The 17,260-nt window shown below is 65.5% G+C and carries 14 protein-coding genes; 10 read left to right on the forward strand and 4 right to left on the reverse strand.

All coding sequences use genetic code 11. The features are described 5' to 3' along the window. Positions 1-84 precede the first annotated feature (84 nt). The 4 genes from glmM to OJB03_RS05465 all read left to right on the forward strand — a co-directional run bounded on the left by glmM (position 85) and on the right by OJB03_RS05465 (position 4,111). Positions 85-1,494 carry a phosphoglucosamine mutase gene (glmM, locus tag OJB03_RS05450; RefSeq protein ID WP_263785789.1) on the forward strand — a complete coding sequence of 470 codons (1,410 nt, stop codon included), beginning with the start codon at positions 85-87 and terminating at the stop codon, positions 1,492-1,494. Positions 1,495-1,663: 169 nt separating this feature from the next. After that, entirely contained in the window at positions 1,664-1,957 is a 294-nt protein-coding gene (locus OJB03_RS05455; RefSeq protein ID WP_263785790.1) for a hypothetical protein, read from the forward strand. A gap of 60 nt (positions 1,958-2,017) precedes the next feature. Further along, complete coding sequence (locus OJB03_RS05460; RefSeq protein WP_263785791.1) at positions 2,018-3,550, forward strand: AMP-binding protein; 1,533 nt, start codon at positions 2,018-2,020, stop codon at positions 3,548-3,550. A 69-nt stretch (positions 3,551-3,619) separates the two neighbouring features. Then, positions 3,620-4,111 carry a DUF427 domain-containing protein gene (locus tag OJB03_RS05465; RefSeq protein WP_263785792.1) on the forward strand — a complete coding sequence of 164 codons (492 nt, stop codon included), beginning with the start codon at positions 3,620-3,622 and terminating at the stop codon, positions 4,109-4,111. Positions 4,112-4,127: 16 nt separating this feature from the next. Here the strand turns inward: OJB03_RS05465 and OJB03_RS05470 are convergent, their stop codons facing one another. Together OJB03_RS05470 and OJB03_RS05475 are read right to left on the reverse strand one after the other, a co-directional pair. After that, positions 4,128-5,330, reverse strand: a complete 1,203-nt coding sequence (locus OJB03_RS05470) for a cystathionine gamma-synthase (protein ID WP_263785793.1) — start codon at positions 5,328-5,330, stop codon at positions 4,128-4,130. Positions 5,331-5,489: 159 nt separating this feature from the next. Continuing rightward, positions 5,490-7,034: a tetratricopeptide repeat protein gene (locus OJB03_RS05475; RefSeq protein WP_263785794.1), complete on the reverse strand. Its 1,545-nt coding sequence runs from the start codon at positions 7,032-7,034 to the stop codon at positions 5,490-5,492. Positions 7,035-7,411: 377 nt separating this feature from the next. Here OJB03_RS05475 and OJB03_RS05480 point away from each other — a divergent pair, with 377 nt between their 5' ends. The 4 genes from OJB03_RS05480 to OJB03_RS05495 all read left to right on the forward strand — a co-directional run bounded on the left by OJB03_RS05480 (position 7,412) and on the right by OJB03_RS05495 (position 11,204). Beyond that, positions 7,412-8,416, forward strand: coding sequence for a hypothetical protein (locus OJB03_RS05480; RefSeq protein WP_263785795.1), 1,005 nt, complete (start codon positions 7,412-7,414; stop codon positions 8,414-8,416). Between the two features lie 55 nt (positions 8,417-8,471). Beyond that, entirely contained in the window at positions 8,472-9,761 is a 1,290-nt protein-coding gene (gene fahA / locus OJB03_RS05485; RefSeq protein WP_263785796.1) for a fumarylacetoacetase, read from the forward strand. Between the two features lie 298 nt (positions 9,762-10,059). Beyond that, positions 10,060-10,506: an Hsp20/alpha crystallin family protein gene (locus OJB03_RS05490; protein ID WP_263785798.1), complete on the forward strand. Its 447-nt coding sequence runs from the start codon at positions 10,060-10,062 to the stop codon at positions 10,504-10,506. Positions 10,507-10,754: 248 nt separating this feature from the next. Further along, positions 10,755-11,204: a hypothetical protein gene (locus OJB03_RS05495; protein WP_263785800.1), complete on the forward strand. Its 450-nt coding sequence runs from the start codon at positions 10,755-10,757 to the stop codon at positions 11,202-11,204. A gap of 102 nt (positions 11,205-11,306) precedes the next feature. Here OJB03_RS05495 and OJB03_RS05500 read toward each other — a convergent pair whose 3' ends face one another. Further along, positions 11,307-12,542, reverse strand: a complete 1,236-nt coding sequence (locus OJB03_RS05500; protein WP_263785803.1) for an Lnb N-terminal periplasmic domain-containing protein — start codon at positions 12,540-12,542, stop codon at positions 11,307-11,309. A gap of 105 nt (positions 12,543-12,647) precedes the next feature. Between OJB03_RS05500 and nth the strand changes: the two genes are divergently transcribed. Both nth and gpmI read left to right on the forward strand, forming a co-directional pair. Beyond that, positions 12,648-13,496, forward strand: a complete 849-nt coding sequence (nth, locus tag OJB03_RS05505; RefSeq protein WP_263785805.1) for an endonuclease III — start codon at positions 12,648-12,650, stop codon at positions 13,494-13,496. Positions 13,497-13,604: 108 nt separating this feature from the next. Then, a complete protein-coding gene (gpmI, locus tag OJB03_RS05510) occupies positions 13,605-15,176 on the forward strand; it encodes a 2,3-bisphosphoglycerate-independent phosphoglycerate mutase (RefSeq protein ID WP_263785807.1) in 1,572 nt (523 codons plus the stop codon). Between the two features lie 35 nt (positions 15,177-15,211). On the opposite strand, the gene sppA is transcribed toward gpmI, so the two are convergent. Next, complete coding sequence (sppA, locus tag OJB03_RS05515) at positions 15,212-17,017, reverse strand: signal peptide peptidase SppA (protein WP_263785809.1); 1,806 nt, start codon at positions 17,015-17,017, stop codon at positions 15,212-15,214. Positions 17,018-17,260 lie beyond the last annotated feature (243 nt).

A 17,260-nucleotide genomic window follows, 5' to 3' on the forward strand; every position in this document is an offset into this window, starting at 1 on the left:
GCCTTTTCGGCCTTTTCCCATCTCCCGTGCCGTCCATCTGGCTCGCCTGCACGATCAACTCTGGTTCCAAAACCTTCTTGCCCCATGGCTACGAACGATACCCTGATCGCGTCCATTTCCGGCATCCGCGGCATCGTTGGGCAGGGCCTTGACCCCTCCGTTCTGGTGCGGTATACCGGAGCCTTCGGCACATGGTGCCGTGAACGGGCCGACGCCGCGGACCGCCCGTCCCGTGTCGTCGTGGGGCGCGATGCTCGTCCGTCCGGGGACGCCTACGCCCAGATCGTCATCGGGACGCTACGCGGGATGGGATGCGACGTGGTAGACCTCGGGATGGCCTCCACCCCCACCGTTGAGATGGCCGTGCTACAGGAGCAAGCCGCCGGCGGCATCGTGATGAGCGCCTCGCACAATCCGGAAGAGTGGAATGCCCTCAAGCTGCTCAACGAGGCGGGAGAGTTTTTGACGCCAGCACAGGGGGAGGCCGTGATTGAACGCGCCGAGGCCGGAGAGGCCGCCCCTGCAACCCACGCTGATCTCGGGGAGTATCGCTCGCGCAACGCGCTCCCCGAGCACATCGACGAGATCCTGGCGCTTGACCTCATCGACCCGGAGCAGATTGCCGCGCAGAACCTGAGCGTGGTCGTTGACGGCATCAACTCCGTGGGGGGGGTCGCCCTGCCGCGTCTTCTCCACTGCCTGGGTGTGGCCGAAGAGAACGTCCACTGCCTTCACTGCGAGCCGACCGGCACGTTCGCCCACCCCGCCGAGCCCCGTCCCGATCACCTCACTGAACTCACGGCGGCGGTGCCCGAGCACGGGGCCGACCTCGGGCTGGCGGTGGATCCCGACGCCGACCGCCTCGCCCTGGTCGACGAGCAGGGACGCTTTATGCTTGAGGAGCTCACGCAGGTCCTGGCGGCGGACTTCTTGTGGCGGCACCGCGAGGGGCCCTTCGTGACCAACCTGTCTTCGTCCCGAGCCATCGACGACGTGGCGGCCCAGCACGGCCAGCCGGTCTACCGCTCTGCCGTCGGTGAGATCAACGTGGTGCAGCGCATGAAGGAGGCCGACGCCGTGCTGGGGGGAGAGGGGAATGGCGGGGTCATTCTCCCGGACTTGCACTACGGTCGAGATGCCCTCGTCGGGACGGCCCTCGTCCTCCAGCACCTGGCCGACTCAGGGCGGTCCCTGGGGGCGCTCCACGACGACCTGCCGCACTACGCCATGGCGAAGGACAACCTGCCGCTCCCCGACGTGACGCCCGACCGGCTTCTCGCGGCGCTGGCCGACAAGTACGATGGCACGGATCAGTCGACCCTCGATGGACTCAAAATCAACTTCGATGAGTCCTGGGTGCACATGCGGCCGTCCAACACCGAACCCATTCTTCGGGTCTACACGGAGGCCCCGACCCAAGAGGACGCGCAGGCCCTCGCGGACCGCTTCTGCGGGGAATTGCGAGAGCAGGTTGATGCGCTTGGAGCGGCATAGAGTACGAGAATCCTTTTCGGGATCGTTGTCCTGTGAAAAGGAACCGCTCATCGAAGGCTCAAATTCAACTTCTTCCGCGCGAAAGACTCCTACCGACTCAGGAGCGCCTGCTTCCAGAAGCGAGTGGAGGAGGACTCGTTTCAGCCTTGCGTCCAAGATCAACAGTCCAATGAACAACGATCACGACCTCGCCTGGTACCAGGCACAGTGGGACGAGCTGGTCGACGTGCTTTCGGTCGAAGATTCCGATGCCGTCGTGTCCGAAGTGCGGCGCCTGCGGAAGCAGGCAGAGGCCCTATCGGTTCAGCACGAGGCCCTTGCGGAGGCCGGGGTCGAGAATCCCGAGAAGGCGCTCCGCATGATCGACAACATGGCGGATCAGCTCGAAGAGTTGTACGCGGAGCGCGACCACCCCGAGCTGCCCGTCAAGCCGGAGGAAGAGACGGACGGGGCGGCCGAGTAACGGCTCGGTCACTGTCCACCGGTTCCGTTTTGTCCTACAGTTCTCCTTGCCCGATCCCTCATGCAGGCAACAGCTCCCCCATCTCGATCGGGCAGCGCGGCGCGGCCCTCTCCAGCAGCCCCCACCGGGGTGGTTGCGGACCTGCAGGCTGCGCTCGCGCAGTGTCCGGCCGACGGGATGGCCACGGACGAGAATCCATGGCAGGAGCTCTTCTACGAGCATCTGCGAGACGAGGGGCTGCCCGCCTTCGTAAAAAACGACGCCGTAACCCCGGCAGGATCGCTGTGGACGGGCGCCCGGCGGTGGACAGAATCGTTCCGCGAGGCGTCGCTTCAGGCTGGAGACCGACTTGTCGTGTCCCTTCCGCCGTCGACGGCCTTCATCCAGGTGCTCATCGCGGCACTGTGGGAGGGCCTCACCATTGCGGTGGTTCCGCCGGACGAAGACATCAACGGGGTTGGTTCGGCCCTGGACGCCCGCGGTGCGATCGCTTCTGAGCCTGGATCGTACCGCTGGACGGCGAATCCGTACGCGGGGCCGGCCTCCGGGCCGGATGCGCTCCGGCCGGCGGAGACGCCTCCAACCCCTGACGTTCGCTTTCTTCTACGCACCTCCGGCACCACGCAGTTGGCCCGATGGATTGCACTGTCGGACCGCAATGTGCTGTCGGTGCTGGCGAGTCATCTTCCACACCTGACCCTGCGACGAGCGCGGGTGCTGTCCGTCCTCCCCTGGTCGCACGTCTTCGGGCTGGTGCTGGACCTGCTGCCGGCGCTCCTGGCCGGCGCCGAGATCATCCGGGATCCGGACGGGGGACGCGACCCAGCGTCCCTGGCGTCCCTGGGCGAAGCCTGGGGGGCCACGCATCTCTCGGCCGTGCCGCTCACGATTCAGCGCCTGCTGGACACCGACCAGGGCCCCGCACTGCTTCGCCGCCTGCATGGGGGCATTGTGGGGGGCGCCCCGGTATCGGGGCCGCTCGCGGATCGCCTGGCGGAGACGCAGCTTCGTGCAGGCTACGGGCAGACGGAGGCCGCGCCCGGCATTGCGCTGGGGGCGCCGGGAGAGTGGGCCGCTCACTACCTGGGACGCCCCCTCGGATGCCAGGTGCGGGTGGCAGAAGACGGCGAGCTCTTGTTTGAGGGGCCGAATGCCCATGTGGGCGTGTGGCGACGGCACGAGGGACTTGAGCGACGGGCCCCAGCCCGGACCGTCCGTACAGGCGACCTCGTCCGCCGGGAGGGGGAGGATTTCTTCTTTGAAGGACGCAAAGATACGGCATTCAAGTTGTCGAACGGGCGCTTCGTGCAGGCGGGGACGTGGGAGGCGCGCCTCAAGAGCGAGTTCCCAGGCCTCCACGACGCCCTGCTGTTTACGCCGGCCGGGACGGACATTGCGGTCGCCCTCTGCGTCGACCCGTCCGCCTCAAAAGAGCCTTCCGAGGCGGCAATCCGGGATGTCCTCGGACGTCTGGGGCACCGGCTTGCCGGATGCATCCAGGTTGCTCCCCAGAATTGGTCACAGGGGAACAAGGGCACGGTCGATCGAGATGAGATGACCCGTCGACTCCGGGCGTCTCATTTTCGGGACTAGGACGGGTGTCTCCAGCGGCACGACCCTTCTCCTTTCTCACTATGTTTCTCTCCACTGTACGCTCCCACCATGCCGACTCCCACTACGCCCGGTCCCGATCAAGAATCTGTTTGGGACTACCCACGCCCCCCAGCTCTCGAATCGGAAGACCGGCGCATCCGGGTCGTCTTCAATGAGGCCACCATCGCCGACACGACCGACGCGCTGCGGGTCCTCGAAACGAGCCATCCCCCGGTGTACTACGTGCCCCCGGAGGACATCGCCACCGAGCACCTGGAGCGCGAGCAGCAGACCACGATGTGCGAGTTTAAGGGGCGCGCCGTGTACTACACCCTTACGGTCGGTGACCGCTCCTCGCGGAGTGCGGCCTGGGGCTATCCGGATCCGACGGCCCGATTTGCCGAACTGCAGAACTACGTTACGTTCTACGCCAGCAAGGTAGACGAGTGCTACGTTGGTGACGAAGAGGCCCGTGCCCAGGAGGGGGACTTCTACGGCGGCTGGATTACCGACGATGTCGTCGGGCCCTTCAAGGGCGGGCCCGGCACGATGGGGTGGTAGCCCGCCCAGACATGAGCTACACGCGGGACAGTGCACGATCAAGGTCGTCCCGCAGGTCCTCGAACGACTCCACCCCTACGCTCAAGCGGATCAGCGAGTCCGTGAGCCCGATCTTTTCACGCTCCTCGGCGGGGATGGAGGCGTGGGTCATGGAGGCCGGGTGTTCGATGAGACTTTCCACCCCGCCGAGGCTCTCGGCGAGGGTGAAAACCTCAGCGGCGTCCAGAATGGCGAGGGCCTTGTTCATTTCGTCGTCGGCCAGCTCGAACGAGATCATGCCGCCGTAATCCGACATCTGCTTCTGTGCCAGCGCGTGGCCGGGATGAGAGGGCAGGCCGGGGTACCGCACGTGCCCCACCTTGTCGTGCGCATTAAGCATCTGAGCCAGCCGCCGGGCACTGGAGCAGTGCTGCTCCATGCGCAGGTGAAGGGTTTTGGTCCCCCGGAGTGTCAGGAAGCAGTCCATGGGCCCGGGAGAAGCGCCGGTGCTCTTGATCTGAAAGCGCAGTTTCTCCGCCCATTCGTCCGAGTCCGTGCACACGGCCCCGAGGATAAGGTCGGAGTGGCCGCCCAAGTACTTTGTGGCGGAGTGGAGGACAAGGTCGGCGCCGTGAGCGAGGGGCTGCTGGAGATACGGGGTGGCGAAGGTGTTGTCGACCGCCACGGTGATGTCGTGGGCGTGGGCCCGCTCGGCAAGCGCCTCGATGTCGACCAATCGCATGAGCGGGTTGGTGGGCGTCTCGACCCAGAGCAGCGCCGTATCCTCGGTGAACGCGTTCGTCACCGCGTCCGGATCGCTCATGTCCACGAAGGAGGTCTGGATGTTGAGGGGTTCGAAGACCTCCCGCAGCAGTCGGTAGGTGCCGCCGTACAGGTCGTCCGTCGCCACGACATGGTCGCCGGGGCGCAGGCTCTTGACAATCGCATCAATGCCGGCCACGCCGGAGCTGAACGCGATGCCGTGCTCGGCCCCCTCCAGGGAGGCCAGGTTGCCCTCTAGGGCCGTGCGGGTGGGATTCGACACTCGTGAGTACTCGTGTCCCTTGTGCTCGCCCGGGGCGGCCTGTGCGTACGTGGAGGTCTGGTAGATGGGCGTCATGACCGCGCCGGTGGAGGGATCGGGCTGTTGCCCGGCGTGCACGGCCCGGGTCCCAAACCCGTCGGCCTCGAGGGACGCGTTGTCGTGGGGGAGAGTATCGTACGGGGGAGAGTCGGGCATCCGTCAAAATATGGGTTGTGAGGAGAAAAAGACGTACGGCGCTAGGCCGAGGAACTCGGGCGTGCCTCCGTCAGAGGCCCGCAAAACAGCAAGCCCCGAGCCTCCTGTGAGAGACCCGGGGCGAGCGTCGAACCGAGATGGGGCTCACGTGGGAAGTCGCTAGTTTGTGCTGCTTCCGCCGCCTGTGCCCGCACTGGCACACTGCTTGACCCCTTCGGCCTTGTCCGTCTGCTCGGTCTGCACGTATGCCTGGAGGAGGGCCGAGCATGCGTTCTGTCGGTACTGGCCATTTGGGCCGGCCAGTTGTCGGGCCCGCTCCAGGGGCGGGATGGCGTTCTGGAAGAACTGGAGGCGCTGCTCGTCCAGATTCTTGATCGTCTGCGCCTCCTCTTGCGTCGGCTTGCGGTTCTGGGCCATCACGGAGTCGCGGACGGACACCAGGCTGTCCTGAAGGACTACGCCCTTGTTCAGGTACGCGGCACCGAGGTTGTACTGCTTTTTGGGGTCGTCGGCGTCAAGCTCCACGGCTTCGGCGAGCTGCTCAATCGCCTCGTCGTACCGGTCCGAGTTTAGCAGGAGGGAGCCGTAATTATACCGGTAGCGCGCATTCTCCGGGTTGTTCTCAATTTGCTCCCGGTAGGCCTGCATGGCTTCCTCGGTGTTTCCGAGGTTATTGAGCGCACTCAGGCGCTGGTTTTGAAGTTCCGCGAGGGGCGTCACGCTGGAGAGGTCTTCCGAGATCGTGATCTCTTCCAGTGCGGTGGTTTGGCTGTTGGCCACCTGGGTGCCCTGCGTATACAGGCCGACCTGTAGGCGTCCCTTTGTTTGCTTGCGGCCGCCGTCCTGCTTCTGAAAGGCTCCGGAGACCATGCCGTCGCTGGTCGAGAGTTCAATCCGGTCGGGCGTGGTGCCTTCCACCTGCCGGGAGGAGCCTCCGGTCTCGATGGTCCCGGTATAACTCAGCCCGCGAGTGCCCTGGACCCGAAAGTGAGTGGGACGATTCGAGAGGTCGTCGAGGGCCCGCTCGGTTACCTCGAGGGCCTTTTCTGACTGGTCATTCTGGCGGTACAACTGGGCAAGAATGTTGTACACGTCCTTCGTGGGCTCCGCCTCCTTCTCAAGGTAACGCTCCAGAATGGGAATCACGCTGGACATTTCCTGCATGCCCTGGTCCCCTCCCTCAAGACGAGCAGCCTGCAGGCGGGCAAACGCCTCGTTCCGGATGGGCCCCGTTGAGTCCGGCTGAATCGCGCCCGCGGCGCCGAAGTACGCCGCCGCACGCAGGTAGTCGGACTTCTGGCTTGATTGCTGGGCCCGGTTGAAGGCATCGGCGCCCTTCTGAAACTCCTGGATGAACGCGAGCTCACGCTGGTTCTTGACGTCGCTTCGTCGTCCCGGGTCAAACTCGATGGCCTTCTCTTCGGCCTCCCGGGCCTGGCGGTAGCGCTGCTTGTATTCCTCGGGCGGCGCCGTGCTGTCGGCCATCTGGCGCAGGATTCGGGCCTTCATTGCATAGGCCTGGGCGTTGGCCGAGTCTTGGGCAATGGCCGAGTCGACGTTGGCGAGGGCCCGGTCGTAGCTCTCCTGCTCCATGGCGTCCTCGGCGGCGCTCATGTTCGGATTTCCGGCCGAGCACCCTGAAAGGGCCACGAGCCCGAAGCTTCCCAGGACGAGTGCAAAGAGCGCTGATTGTCGGATCGTCATGGTGGCAAAGTCGTGATCAGTGGAGTTCAGGTGAGGATGCGGCATCCGAATTCCGACGGCCGAACGAGGCGATCTGGTAACCCTGGGCCGGATTGAGAGAATGTTGAAGAGCGGAATCCATATGCTATTCTATGATAGCAGGAATGTGGAGCTCATTCAATACGTTTCGGCGTCAGCGCCGTGAACTTCCGATTCATCGAGGAGAACTGGCGCGTTGTAACTGCTCGTCTGCTTTCCTTTCTTAGGGATGCGCTGGCGGCGACGGTTCCTCGTGGAACGGTCGTCGGGGTGGGGGCACTCCGGCACGGCGCTGTGCGATAGCGCGGCAGCTCGCCGATGCTGATCTTCGCCGTCTTTCCCAGTCCGTTCCGATTCCCATGGAAGCCCCCGACCGGTCCGACTCCCTCATCACGCCCAGCCTCCGGGCCTTTCTCCACGACGTGATCGATTACGCCGGCCTGTTCCCGCCGGCGGATTTGTCCCTCCATCGCGCGTTCCAGAGCTACGCGGAGTACCGGCACGAGGAGGAGGCCTGGATGTTGTCGCGCTTCGTGCTCCCGGTGCGGCGCCTCTCCGATCTGAAGGCCAAGCGTCCCCTGCTGAAGGAGGGCGCGCGGTACGACCTCTCGGTGCTGGGAACGGGGGGCGATACGGTCGACACGTTCCTGCAGGCGTTCGAGCGGGACCTGCAGGCCATCGAAGATTTTGGCGACGGCATCGCGGAGCGGGCCCAGGTCGACGTCATGGAGGTGCCCCTCCCCGAGGCACTGGTGGGCGCCTCGCAGGAAGAGGGGATTGAGTTTCTGGAGTCCATCACCCGTACCCTCGTCACGACCGGGACGCCCAAGCTCGACCTGTTCTTCGAAGTGCCCCTGCGGCGGGACGCCGTTGCCGGCCTCCCGGCACTGTGTGCCGCGGTGGCCGAGCACAATAGTCAGCAGGCCGTGCCGGCCCGCACCATTGCCGGACTGAAGGTGCGCTGCGGGGGGGCAGAGCCGACCGACGTCCCCTCGGTGGAAAACGTAGCGGCCCTCATCGTGGCCTGTCGAGACGCCGGGATCCCGTTCAAGGCCACCGCGGGACTACACCACCCGGTGCGCCACTACGACGATGGGTTGGACACGGACATGCACGGCTTCCTCAATGTCTTTGCCGCTGCGGTCCTGGCGGCCGAGCACAACCTCGACTCCCCGGAGGTGCAGGCCGTTCTCTCGGAGGGAAACGCGGACAACTTTCGGTTCCTCAAAGACGCCTTCGCGTGGCGGGACCTGACTGTCTCGATCGACGACGTTCAGTACGCCCGCGAGAACCTGGCCCTCTCATTTGGCAGTTGTAGCTTCGAAGAGCCCGTCGATCACCTGCGCGATCTGGAGTGGCTCTGATCCGCCCGCGCCCCCTTCACTTCTGCCTTCCACATCCTCAATTCTTCCTCGCTGCATGACCGACTCGATGCCCGATTCGTCCCTCACGTCCTTCCTGGAGGTAGCGGCCGACCATCCGTTTCCCATCCAAAACCTTCCGTACGGCGTCTTCATCCCTCCCGAGACGACTGTGCCCCGGGTGGGGGCAGCCATCGGAGACCAGGTGCTTGACCTCGCCACGCTCAACAACGAAGGGGTGTTCGGTGTCCCTGAACTGCAGAACGAGCGTCCCTTCGCGCAGTCCACGCTGAACGAGTTCATGTCCCTCGGGCCCTCCGCCTGGTCGGCCGTCCGGAGTCGCCTGCAGGCACTCCTCCGGGCCGACACGGCGGAACTACGCGACGACGCGTCCCTCCGGAACCGGGTGCTCCACCCTCAGGCCGACGTATCGCTTCGGCTGCCGGTCGACATTGGGGACTACACGGACTTCTACTCCTCGAAACAGCACGCAACCAACGTCGGGACGATGTTTCGGGGAGCCGAGAATGCGCTGAAGGACAACTGGGTTCACCTGCCGGTGGGCTACCACGGACGGGCCAGCTCCGTCCTGCTGAGTGGCCGCGACGTGCAGCGGCCCTGTGGCCAGACCCGGCCCGACGCGGATGCGCCGCCGGTCTACGGACCGACCCAGCTGCTCGACTTCGAGCTCGAAACGGGCTTTTTCGTGGGGGAGGGCAATGAACTCGGCACGCCCATCTCGATCGACGAGGCGGACGACCAGATCTTTGGCATGGTGCTGGTCAACGACTGGAGCGCGCGGGACATTCAGGGATGGGAGTACGAACCCCTCGGTCCCTTTCTGGGCAAGAGCTTCGCCACCACCATTTCGCCGTGGGTCGTGCCGATGGCGGCCCTCGAGCCGTTCCGGGTGGCCGGCCCCACGCAGGACCCCGAGCCGCTCGACTACCTGCAGTCCGACGGCGATGCGGCCTACGACGTGACCCTGGAGGTGGACCTCGAAACGCCGTCGATGACGAGTCCGCACACGGTGTGCCGCAGCAACACCAAGCACCTGTACTGGACGATGCGCCAGCAGCTCGCCCACCACACCGTCAACGGCTGCAATGCCCGCCCGGGAGATCTTTTGGCGTCGGGCACCATCAGCGGGCCCACGGAGGACAGCTACGGCAGCATGTTGGAGCTGTCGTGGCGCGGGGAGGAGCCGGTGCCGCTGCCGGGAGACGAAACGCGCTCGTTCCTTGAGGACGGCGACCGGGTGACCATGCGGGCCTACGCGCAGGGGGACGACTACCGGGTCGGGTTCGGCACGGCAGACAGTCGGGTGCTCCCGGCGTCCTGTGCGTGATCCGCAGGGCTGTGCAGGTGGGACCGTGCAGGGCACAGACGAATTGGCAGGGTAGAGTCCGGGCGGTTGCCGCCGTGGCAGAGCCGCCGGCGCGACCGTTGTCACAATTGCGGGTCCCTGCGTCTGGGCTGCCACCTCGTCCGGCGGGCCCGTCGAAGTGGCAGGGCATTTCGGGGCATATCTGGGGTGGTACACGAGTTGCTTCTGTGTGTGAGTGGAATTCGACGCGAGAGGTCAGTCCACAGGACTGGCCCCGAGCGTCCTCACAGACTTTGCAACCGAACCCCCTTACTTAGCTATGACTCGCTTGACCCGCACCCGAAACCGAAACCTGAACGGCCTCCAGAACGAGATCGACCGCGTGTTCGACCGCTTCTTCCCGTCCCGAGACGAGAATGAGGAGAACACGTCCCCGCAGGCCGTGTGGCGCCCACGCATGGACCTCGTTGAGACGGAGGATGCCTACCGCCTTCACCTCGACATGCCGGGCATGAGCACGGACGACTTGACGATCAGCTACAAGAACGACGAGCTGGTCATTAGCGGCGAGCGCGAGAGCAGCCGCACCGACGAGAACGAAGAGTTCGTGCGTGTGGAGCGCTCCTTTGGGCACTTCCGCCGCGCCTTCACCCTGCCCCAGACCGTGGACGCCGACAACATCGACGCGACGTACGACAACGGCGTGTTGACAATCCGCGTGCCGAAGACCGAGGCGGTGAAGCCGCGCCAGATTGAGATCCAGTAGGGGAATCGCCCCGAACGTTCCAGAGACTGTCTCCCTCGGTCTCTTGCCGAGAGAGAACGGTCGTCAATACAAGCCCCTGTCCGGAGGATCCCGGGCAGGGGTTTTTTGCTGGCAGGGCAGGGTGTCTGGGAAATGCGGGGGGATCTGCAACGAGTTTCACGATTTTGGGCGGTGGTAGAGAAACCTCTGCCGGCGGAGAATCCTTCGACCCGGTGACTTCAACCCTTCTACACCGACGCCTTTTGCCGATGCGACGCACCACGCTCATCGACGAGAACGGGCATCTCGTGACGGTGAAGGCGCCGGACGAGCAGCCGACCAACGACCCGAAGGAGGACTCCCACCACGACTTCCTGACGGACCATTGGATGGACGTGGCCGCGGCGTCGTACCTGGGCTTCAAGCGCCACGGCATCGGCACCGTCGTGGTGACGCAGCGCGATCCGGCCTCGAGTCCCATCCACGAGAGCATCGGCACCCACAAGTTGCTGTACAGCCCTGCGAGCGGCGGATGGCTGAAGCACCACGAAGAGCGACTCCCCGCGGAGTGGCTCGACACGCGCTTCCAGTCCTACAACCCGAACGAGTCGGCGGTCGTCGTCATGTCCGACGACGATGGCTCGCTCCGTGTCTACGCCGTGGAAGGCACGCCGGCCCCGCCGCGGAGCTACGAACTGGTGCAGGCCCGGCAAAACTAGTCCTGCGCGGCCCCGTCCTTTTCCGAGAAGAGGGCATCTACCTCCGGACAGTCGCGGTGCACGAGGCGCGACGCATACGTTCTTCGTCAACCAAGAATCGTCTCACCTCTCACGCACTCCGGCGTCACGCGGCCCCGCCCCGCCGATCGCCCGCCACCCCGTCCGAATTCCCACCGTCAGCACGACGGGGAAAACCGCTGCGTGCAGGTCTTGCGGCCACCACGTCCAGCCGAGGGTCACGACCGTCGCACTCACGGCCGTTGCGGCCAGGTACATCCGGAGCCCCGTCGCCGAGGGGCGCCACAGCAACACTGTGGCCGCAATCAGGTGCGTGGGCCATGCCCAGAGCAGATTCCAATTGTGCTCGGTCACCGCGTAGGTCGACACGAACCAGAGGAAGCACGCGAGCAGTCCCGTGACGCCGACCGCGGCGAGCAGCAGCGCGTCGCCGTACCCGTCGGGCCGGCGACCGGTCGTGGCCTGCCAGCCGGTCCAGCCCAACGTGAGGAAGAGGATCGTCCACCCCGCCGCGAGGGGCCAGGGGAAGGCCGCAGGGGTTGCCTCGTAGCCGTCGATCCACTGCGTCGTGTCGGTTTGGGCGACCAGCGCGCGGGTCGTGTCGCCCGACTGAACGGTGGCGTGGGCGAACGCCTCGAACAGGTAGTCGGGCAGGAAGTGCGCCTCCCGCGGCGTCGCGCGGCGGTCGGCTGGCGTGCCCAGGGCAAGGTCGAAGCTCAGATCGACGAGCGGCAGGTTCGCCGCGTAGGGGTCAAGCATGTGCCGGAAGGTCGCGTCCGGGCGGGGCTGCTCCCCAAACTGCACGGCGTCGCCCAGGGCCTGCTCCAGCACATCCCGCACCCGGGTGGAGCAGTTGTCGAAGAAGAAGACGTACTGGTAGTAGCGGTTCTCGGGACGGGCGTTCACCTGCAGCCCCCGGAAGAGCGCCGTTCGCTGCGCACGGGTCAGGTTGAGCGTCTGTTCGAGGACCGGCCGCCGCTGCTGCTCATAGGCCCGCAGCGCCCGCTGATAGGGCACCACACTCAGAAAGTAGCGGAGGTGTCCGTACGCAAACTTGGGAATGAAAAGCGGGTCGCTAAAATCGAAGGTGCCGTAGTTGTAGAGCCGGTCGATGTTCTGGACTGGGTCGTGGACGCGCAGGGCGCTGTGCCCGAACATGGAGTATACCGGATCGCCGGGCAGAATGGTCACCATCGACACCTCCGATTCTGCCGAGAGCCGGGTGGGCTGGGCCGAGAGCGGAGTGGCCTCACTTCCGAGTAGTAGCGTGATCCCGATCACGCACAGAAGAAGGGGTCGGGTGGAGAAGGAGGAGGCCATGGAGCACGACGTGAAGCACTGGGCAAATTGGTCTCGCCTCGAACGTTCCCCCGCCCTATGGGTTCAACGCGCGGATGTCATTTTTGAACCAGCGCACCCTTCACTGTGGGACGATCTGACCGTGCCGACGTTGTCCTCGAGGCACTCCGCGAGCGCATCGACCGCCCGACGACCGAACTCCAATACGACACCCCGTATCAACTCCTCGTCGCGGTCATCCTGTCGGCCCAATGCACCGACGAGCGGGTCAACAAGGCCACCCCCGATCTCTTCGATGCGTACCCGACGGTTGAGGCCCTCGCGAAGGCCACGCCCGACGACATTCATCCCTACATCCAGTCCATCACGTTTCCCAACAACAAGTCCGGCTACCTGGCCAAGATGGCCCGACAGGTCGTCGACAATTTTGACGGCCAGGTGCCCGAGACCATCGACGACCTGGAGACCCTCACGGGCGTGGGCCGCAAGACGGCTCGTGTCGTGGCGCAGGTGGCCCACGACGCCGACGCGCTGCCGGTAGACACCCACGTCTTCCGTGTTGCCAATCGCATCGGGCTCGTCAAGGAGGACGCCACGACGCCCAAAAAGGTGGAGCAGCAGCTGAAGCGCGTGATCCCCAAGGCGGAGTGGGGCGAAGCGCATCACCTGCTGATCCTGCACGGCCGCTATACCTGCACGGCCCGCTCGCCGGACTGCCACGACTGTCCGATCCATGAGGAGTGCAAACACTTCGATCGCCTCCAGCGCCTACCGGGCCCCATCGATGGGCTGGATGCGTCGGCGGGAACCTACTACTGCACCACCAGCGACCACTACTTCGACGACCCGGAGACGCACGTGGATCGCTACGACCTCGAACAGGTCGCGTGTCCCCGCTGTGGCTCCATGCAGGTCGTCCGCACCTCGACCGGCGAGCCGGCCAAGCAGGTCAAAGATTACCGGGTAAATGGGTGACGGCCCTGGAGGGCCATACCTCCCTCAATCTCGACTTCGAGCGTGAACGAATGCCCATCTCTTCTCCCGACACTTCTCAATCGGCCCTAACCAGTCCCCCCTATCCCGATGGACGCCTCAAAACGCCACCTCCTTCTCATTCTTGACGGCTGGGGCCTGGCCGACGACCCCTCGGTCAGTGCCATCGAGCAGGCGGATACGCCCTTCGTGGACCACCTCTACGACGAATACCCCCACGGCGTCCTGAAGGCGTCGGGGCCCGAGGTGGGGCTGCCCGAGGGGCAAATGGGCAACTCGGAGGTCGGGCACACCAACCTGGGGGCGGGCCGGGTCGTGTACCAGGAGATCCTGCGCATCTCGAAGGCCATCGAGGACGGGTCTTTCTTCGAGAACGAAGCGCTGGTCCGGGCCGCCCGGCACGCAAACGCCAACGACCAGAAGCTTCACCTGATGGGCTGCTTCTCCGACGGGGGCGTGCACAGCCACCTCGAGCACCTGTACGGGCTGCTGGAGTTGGCCCGGCGTGAGGGGCTCGCCCCGGCACAGGTGAACGTGCACGCGTTCACTGACGGGCGCGACACCGATCCGCATGGCGGCGTCGACTACGTGGAGCAGTTTCAGAAGAAGGCCGATGAGATTGGAGTGGGGCGTCTCGCTTCGATTGTGGGGCGCTACTACGCGATGGACCGCGACAAGCGGTGGGGCCGCATCGAGCGGGCCTATCGGCTCCTCACGGACGAGGCGGGGACAGCCTTCGACGACCCCGTCGCGGCGTTGAAGGCGAGCTACGACGACGAGGTGACCGACGAGTTTGTGGAGCCCCGCCGCATTCGGGCCGAAGACGAGGACGCGTTTGGGGACCACGGCACCCGCATCGAAGACGGCGACGCGGTGGTCTACTACAACTTCCGCTCGGACCGCGCCCGGCAGCTCACGCGGGCCTTCACCGGGGCCGACTTCGATGGCTTCGGGCGCGAGCAACTCGACGACCTCCTGTTCGTGACGATGTCGCCCTACGACGACGAATTTGACCTGCCAGTGGCCTTCGAGAAGCTCAACCTAGAGGAGACGCTCGGCGAGGTGCTCAGTGCGCGGGGCGGGCGTCAGTTGCGGGCCGCCGAGACGGAGAAGTACGCCCACGTGACTTACTTCTTCAGTGGCGGGCGTGAGGAGCCGTTTGAAGGGGAAGATCGCGTCCTCGTGCCGTCGCCGAAGGTGGACACCTACGACCAACAGCCCGAAATGAGCGCGCCGGAACTGGCCGATCGCGTCTCGCAGTCCCTCCGCGGGGAGGACTACAACCTCGCCGTCCTGAACTTCGCCAATCCCGACATGGTGGGCCACACCGGGGACGTCGAGGCGGCCGTGTCGGCCTGCGAGGCCGTAGATCGTAGCGCCCGGCAGGTAGTAGAGGCCGCCCGCGATCAGGGCTACTCGGTGAGCATCATCGCGGACCACGGCAACGCCGACAAGTTGAAGAACCCGGACGGATCCCCTCACACGGCGCATACCACCGCCCTCGTTCCCCACATCATTCTCAAAGATGGGATCGAGGGGCCGGTGCGGGACGGAAAGCTCGGCGACGTAGCGCCCACCATCCTGGCGCTGCTCGGCGAAGACGTGCCCGACGTCATGGACGGTGAGGTCCTCGTGCCTTCCGAACGCTCCGCCGCCTCGTAGCAGAACGGTTCGGGGCGCCGCGCCGCTCCCCGGATCTACTCGATTTTGGGCTCAAACGGAAGCCGGGCCTGGATCGAACCGTGCGTGCCCACCATGCGGTCGAACATCTGCTTCTGGCGCCAGAGCTTGCGCTCGAGGACATTCGTCGTGGCGGACCGCCACGTCTGCCGCGCCTGAGCGGCGAACTGCTCGCTGAAGCGCTGCACGATGGTTTTCGGCTGGGGGAGGGCGCGCGTCCGGTAGGGGCCATCCCCGAGGTCCGCGGCCGTGCCCGCCATCGCCACGGCATCCGCGAGCGTCCCGGTCGTGTCGACGAGGCCAACCTCCTTGGCGTCCCGCCCCGACCACACGCGGCCCTGCGCCACCTCATCGACCGCCTCTACGTCCATGTTTCGGGCGTCGGCCACGCGCTGGAGGAAGGTGTCGTACGTCTGGTCGATGGAGCCGCCCACGAGCCGCCGCTCGTCCGGGCTCAGGGGCTTCGTGGTGGAGTAGAGGTCGGCGTAGGGGCCGGTGCGCACGCCGTCGAAGGTGACGCCGAGCTTTTCCTCAAAGAGCCCCTCCGCGTTGAAGAGTATGCCAAACACCCCGATGGATCCAGTCGTGGTGGTGGGGTCCGCCATGATGGAGTCCGCGCCCGCAGCGAGGTAGTATCCCCCTGAGGCGGCCACGTCCCCCATCGACACGATGACCGGCTTTTCGTCGGCGGTGCGTTTCACGGCGCGCCACATTGCCTCCGACGCCGCGGCGCTGCCGCCCGGCGAGTTGACCCGGACCACGACGGCCTTCGTGCGAGAGCTGGTCCGTGCGGTCTCCAGCGCCTCCGTCAGGGTCGTGGAGCCCAACGCCTGGGAGCCCCCGATGGGGGACTGGCCGTCCGGGTCTCCGACGACGATATTGCCCTCCGCGTACACGATGTCGACCTGCCCATTTCCGGTGTACGACTGTCCCGCACTCTCGGCCGATACCCCTTGGTAATCGTCGATGGACACGGTGGGCACGTCGCCCGACAGCGGGGCATCCACGAGGTCGCGGAGCTGGTCCCGCACTTCATCCTCGTAGCGGAGCCCATCAACGAGATTCTCATCCAGGGCGGCCGAGGAGCTGAGAAGAGCATCCTCCTCGGCGAGGCGGTTGAGGGCCTCGGTCGAGAGCCCCCGTGCCTCTGAGACGGCCGTCATGAACCGCTCGTTCGTCGTTTCCAGCAGGGCGGTAAGCTGCTCGCGGTTCGGCTCCGACAGGTCTGAGCGTACGAAGGGCTCCCCGGCGCTCTTGTATTTCCCGGCCCGGATGAGTTGCGGCTCCACCTCGAGGCGCTGCAGGGCGCCGTCGAAGAAGGTCACCGTCGTCCCGAAGCCGTTGTACTGGAATGCGGATTGTGGGGCCGTAAAGACACTATCGGCGGCGCTGGCCAGAAAGTAGTCCTTCTCCGTCATGCCGAACTCATCGCTGGACGCGAGAACCGGGAGGCCGTTCTCACGGGCGTGCACGACGGCCTGCCGCGCCTCTTCGAGCGTGGCCCAGTCGGCACTGATCCCCTGTGTTCGCAGCCAGACGGCCTCGACGCGGGAGTCGGTGCTGGCCTTCCGGAGCGCGGTCTGAAGGGCGCGGAGGTCAAAACTCGGCCCGCTCCCGAAAGCCTTCTGAAAGGGATCGTTGGTCACACGCTCCGGGATGTCGCCGGACAGGGGCACCGTGAGGACGGAGCCGGGCTGGACGGTCGGCGTCTGGTTGGCCGAGAGGGAAACGGCAAAAAAGAAGAAGACAAAAAAGAAGACGATGAGCCCCAGCGCAACGAGGGTCCCGATCACACTGGCGGCGAGGGTGGACAAGAAGCGCATGAAGAACGGCGGGGTAGAGTGGGAGATCGGTGACGGTCGGGCGAAGCAGACACACGACCAATTCACGTGTATTCGGTGGCGGGGCTGCCGTTTCGATGAGGCCCGTCACCCCGCCGGGGGCCGTGCGTGAGGGAAACTCGCGCCCCGACGTGAAGTACATTAGATGATCAATCCTGTCTTTCCACCCGGGGCTGTGTCCCACCTACGGATCCGTCGGCATTGACGGGCGGATCCTGCTGGGGA

Source organism: Salinibacter grassmerensis, assembly GCF_947077765.1.
In the GTDB taxonomy this organism is placed as follows: domain Bacteria; phylum Bacteroidota; class Rhodothermia; order Rhodothermales; family Salinibacteraceae; genus Salinibacter; species Salinibacter grassmerensis.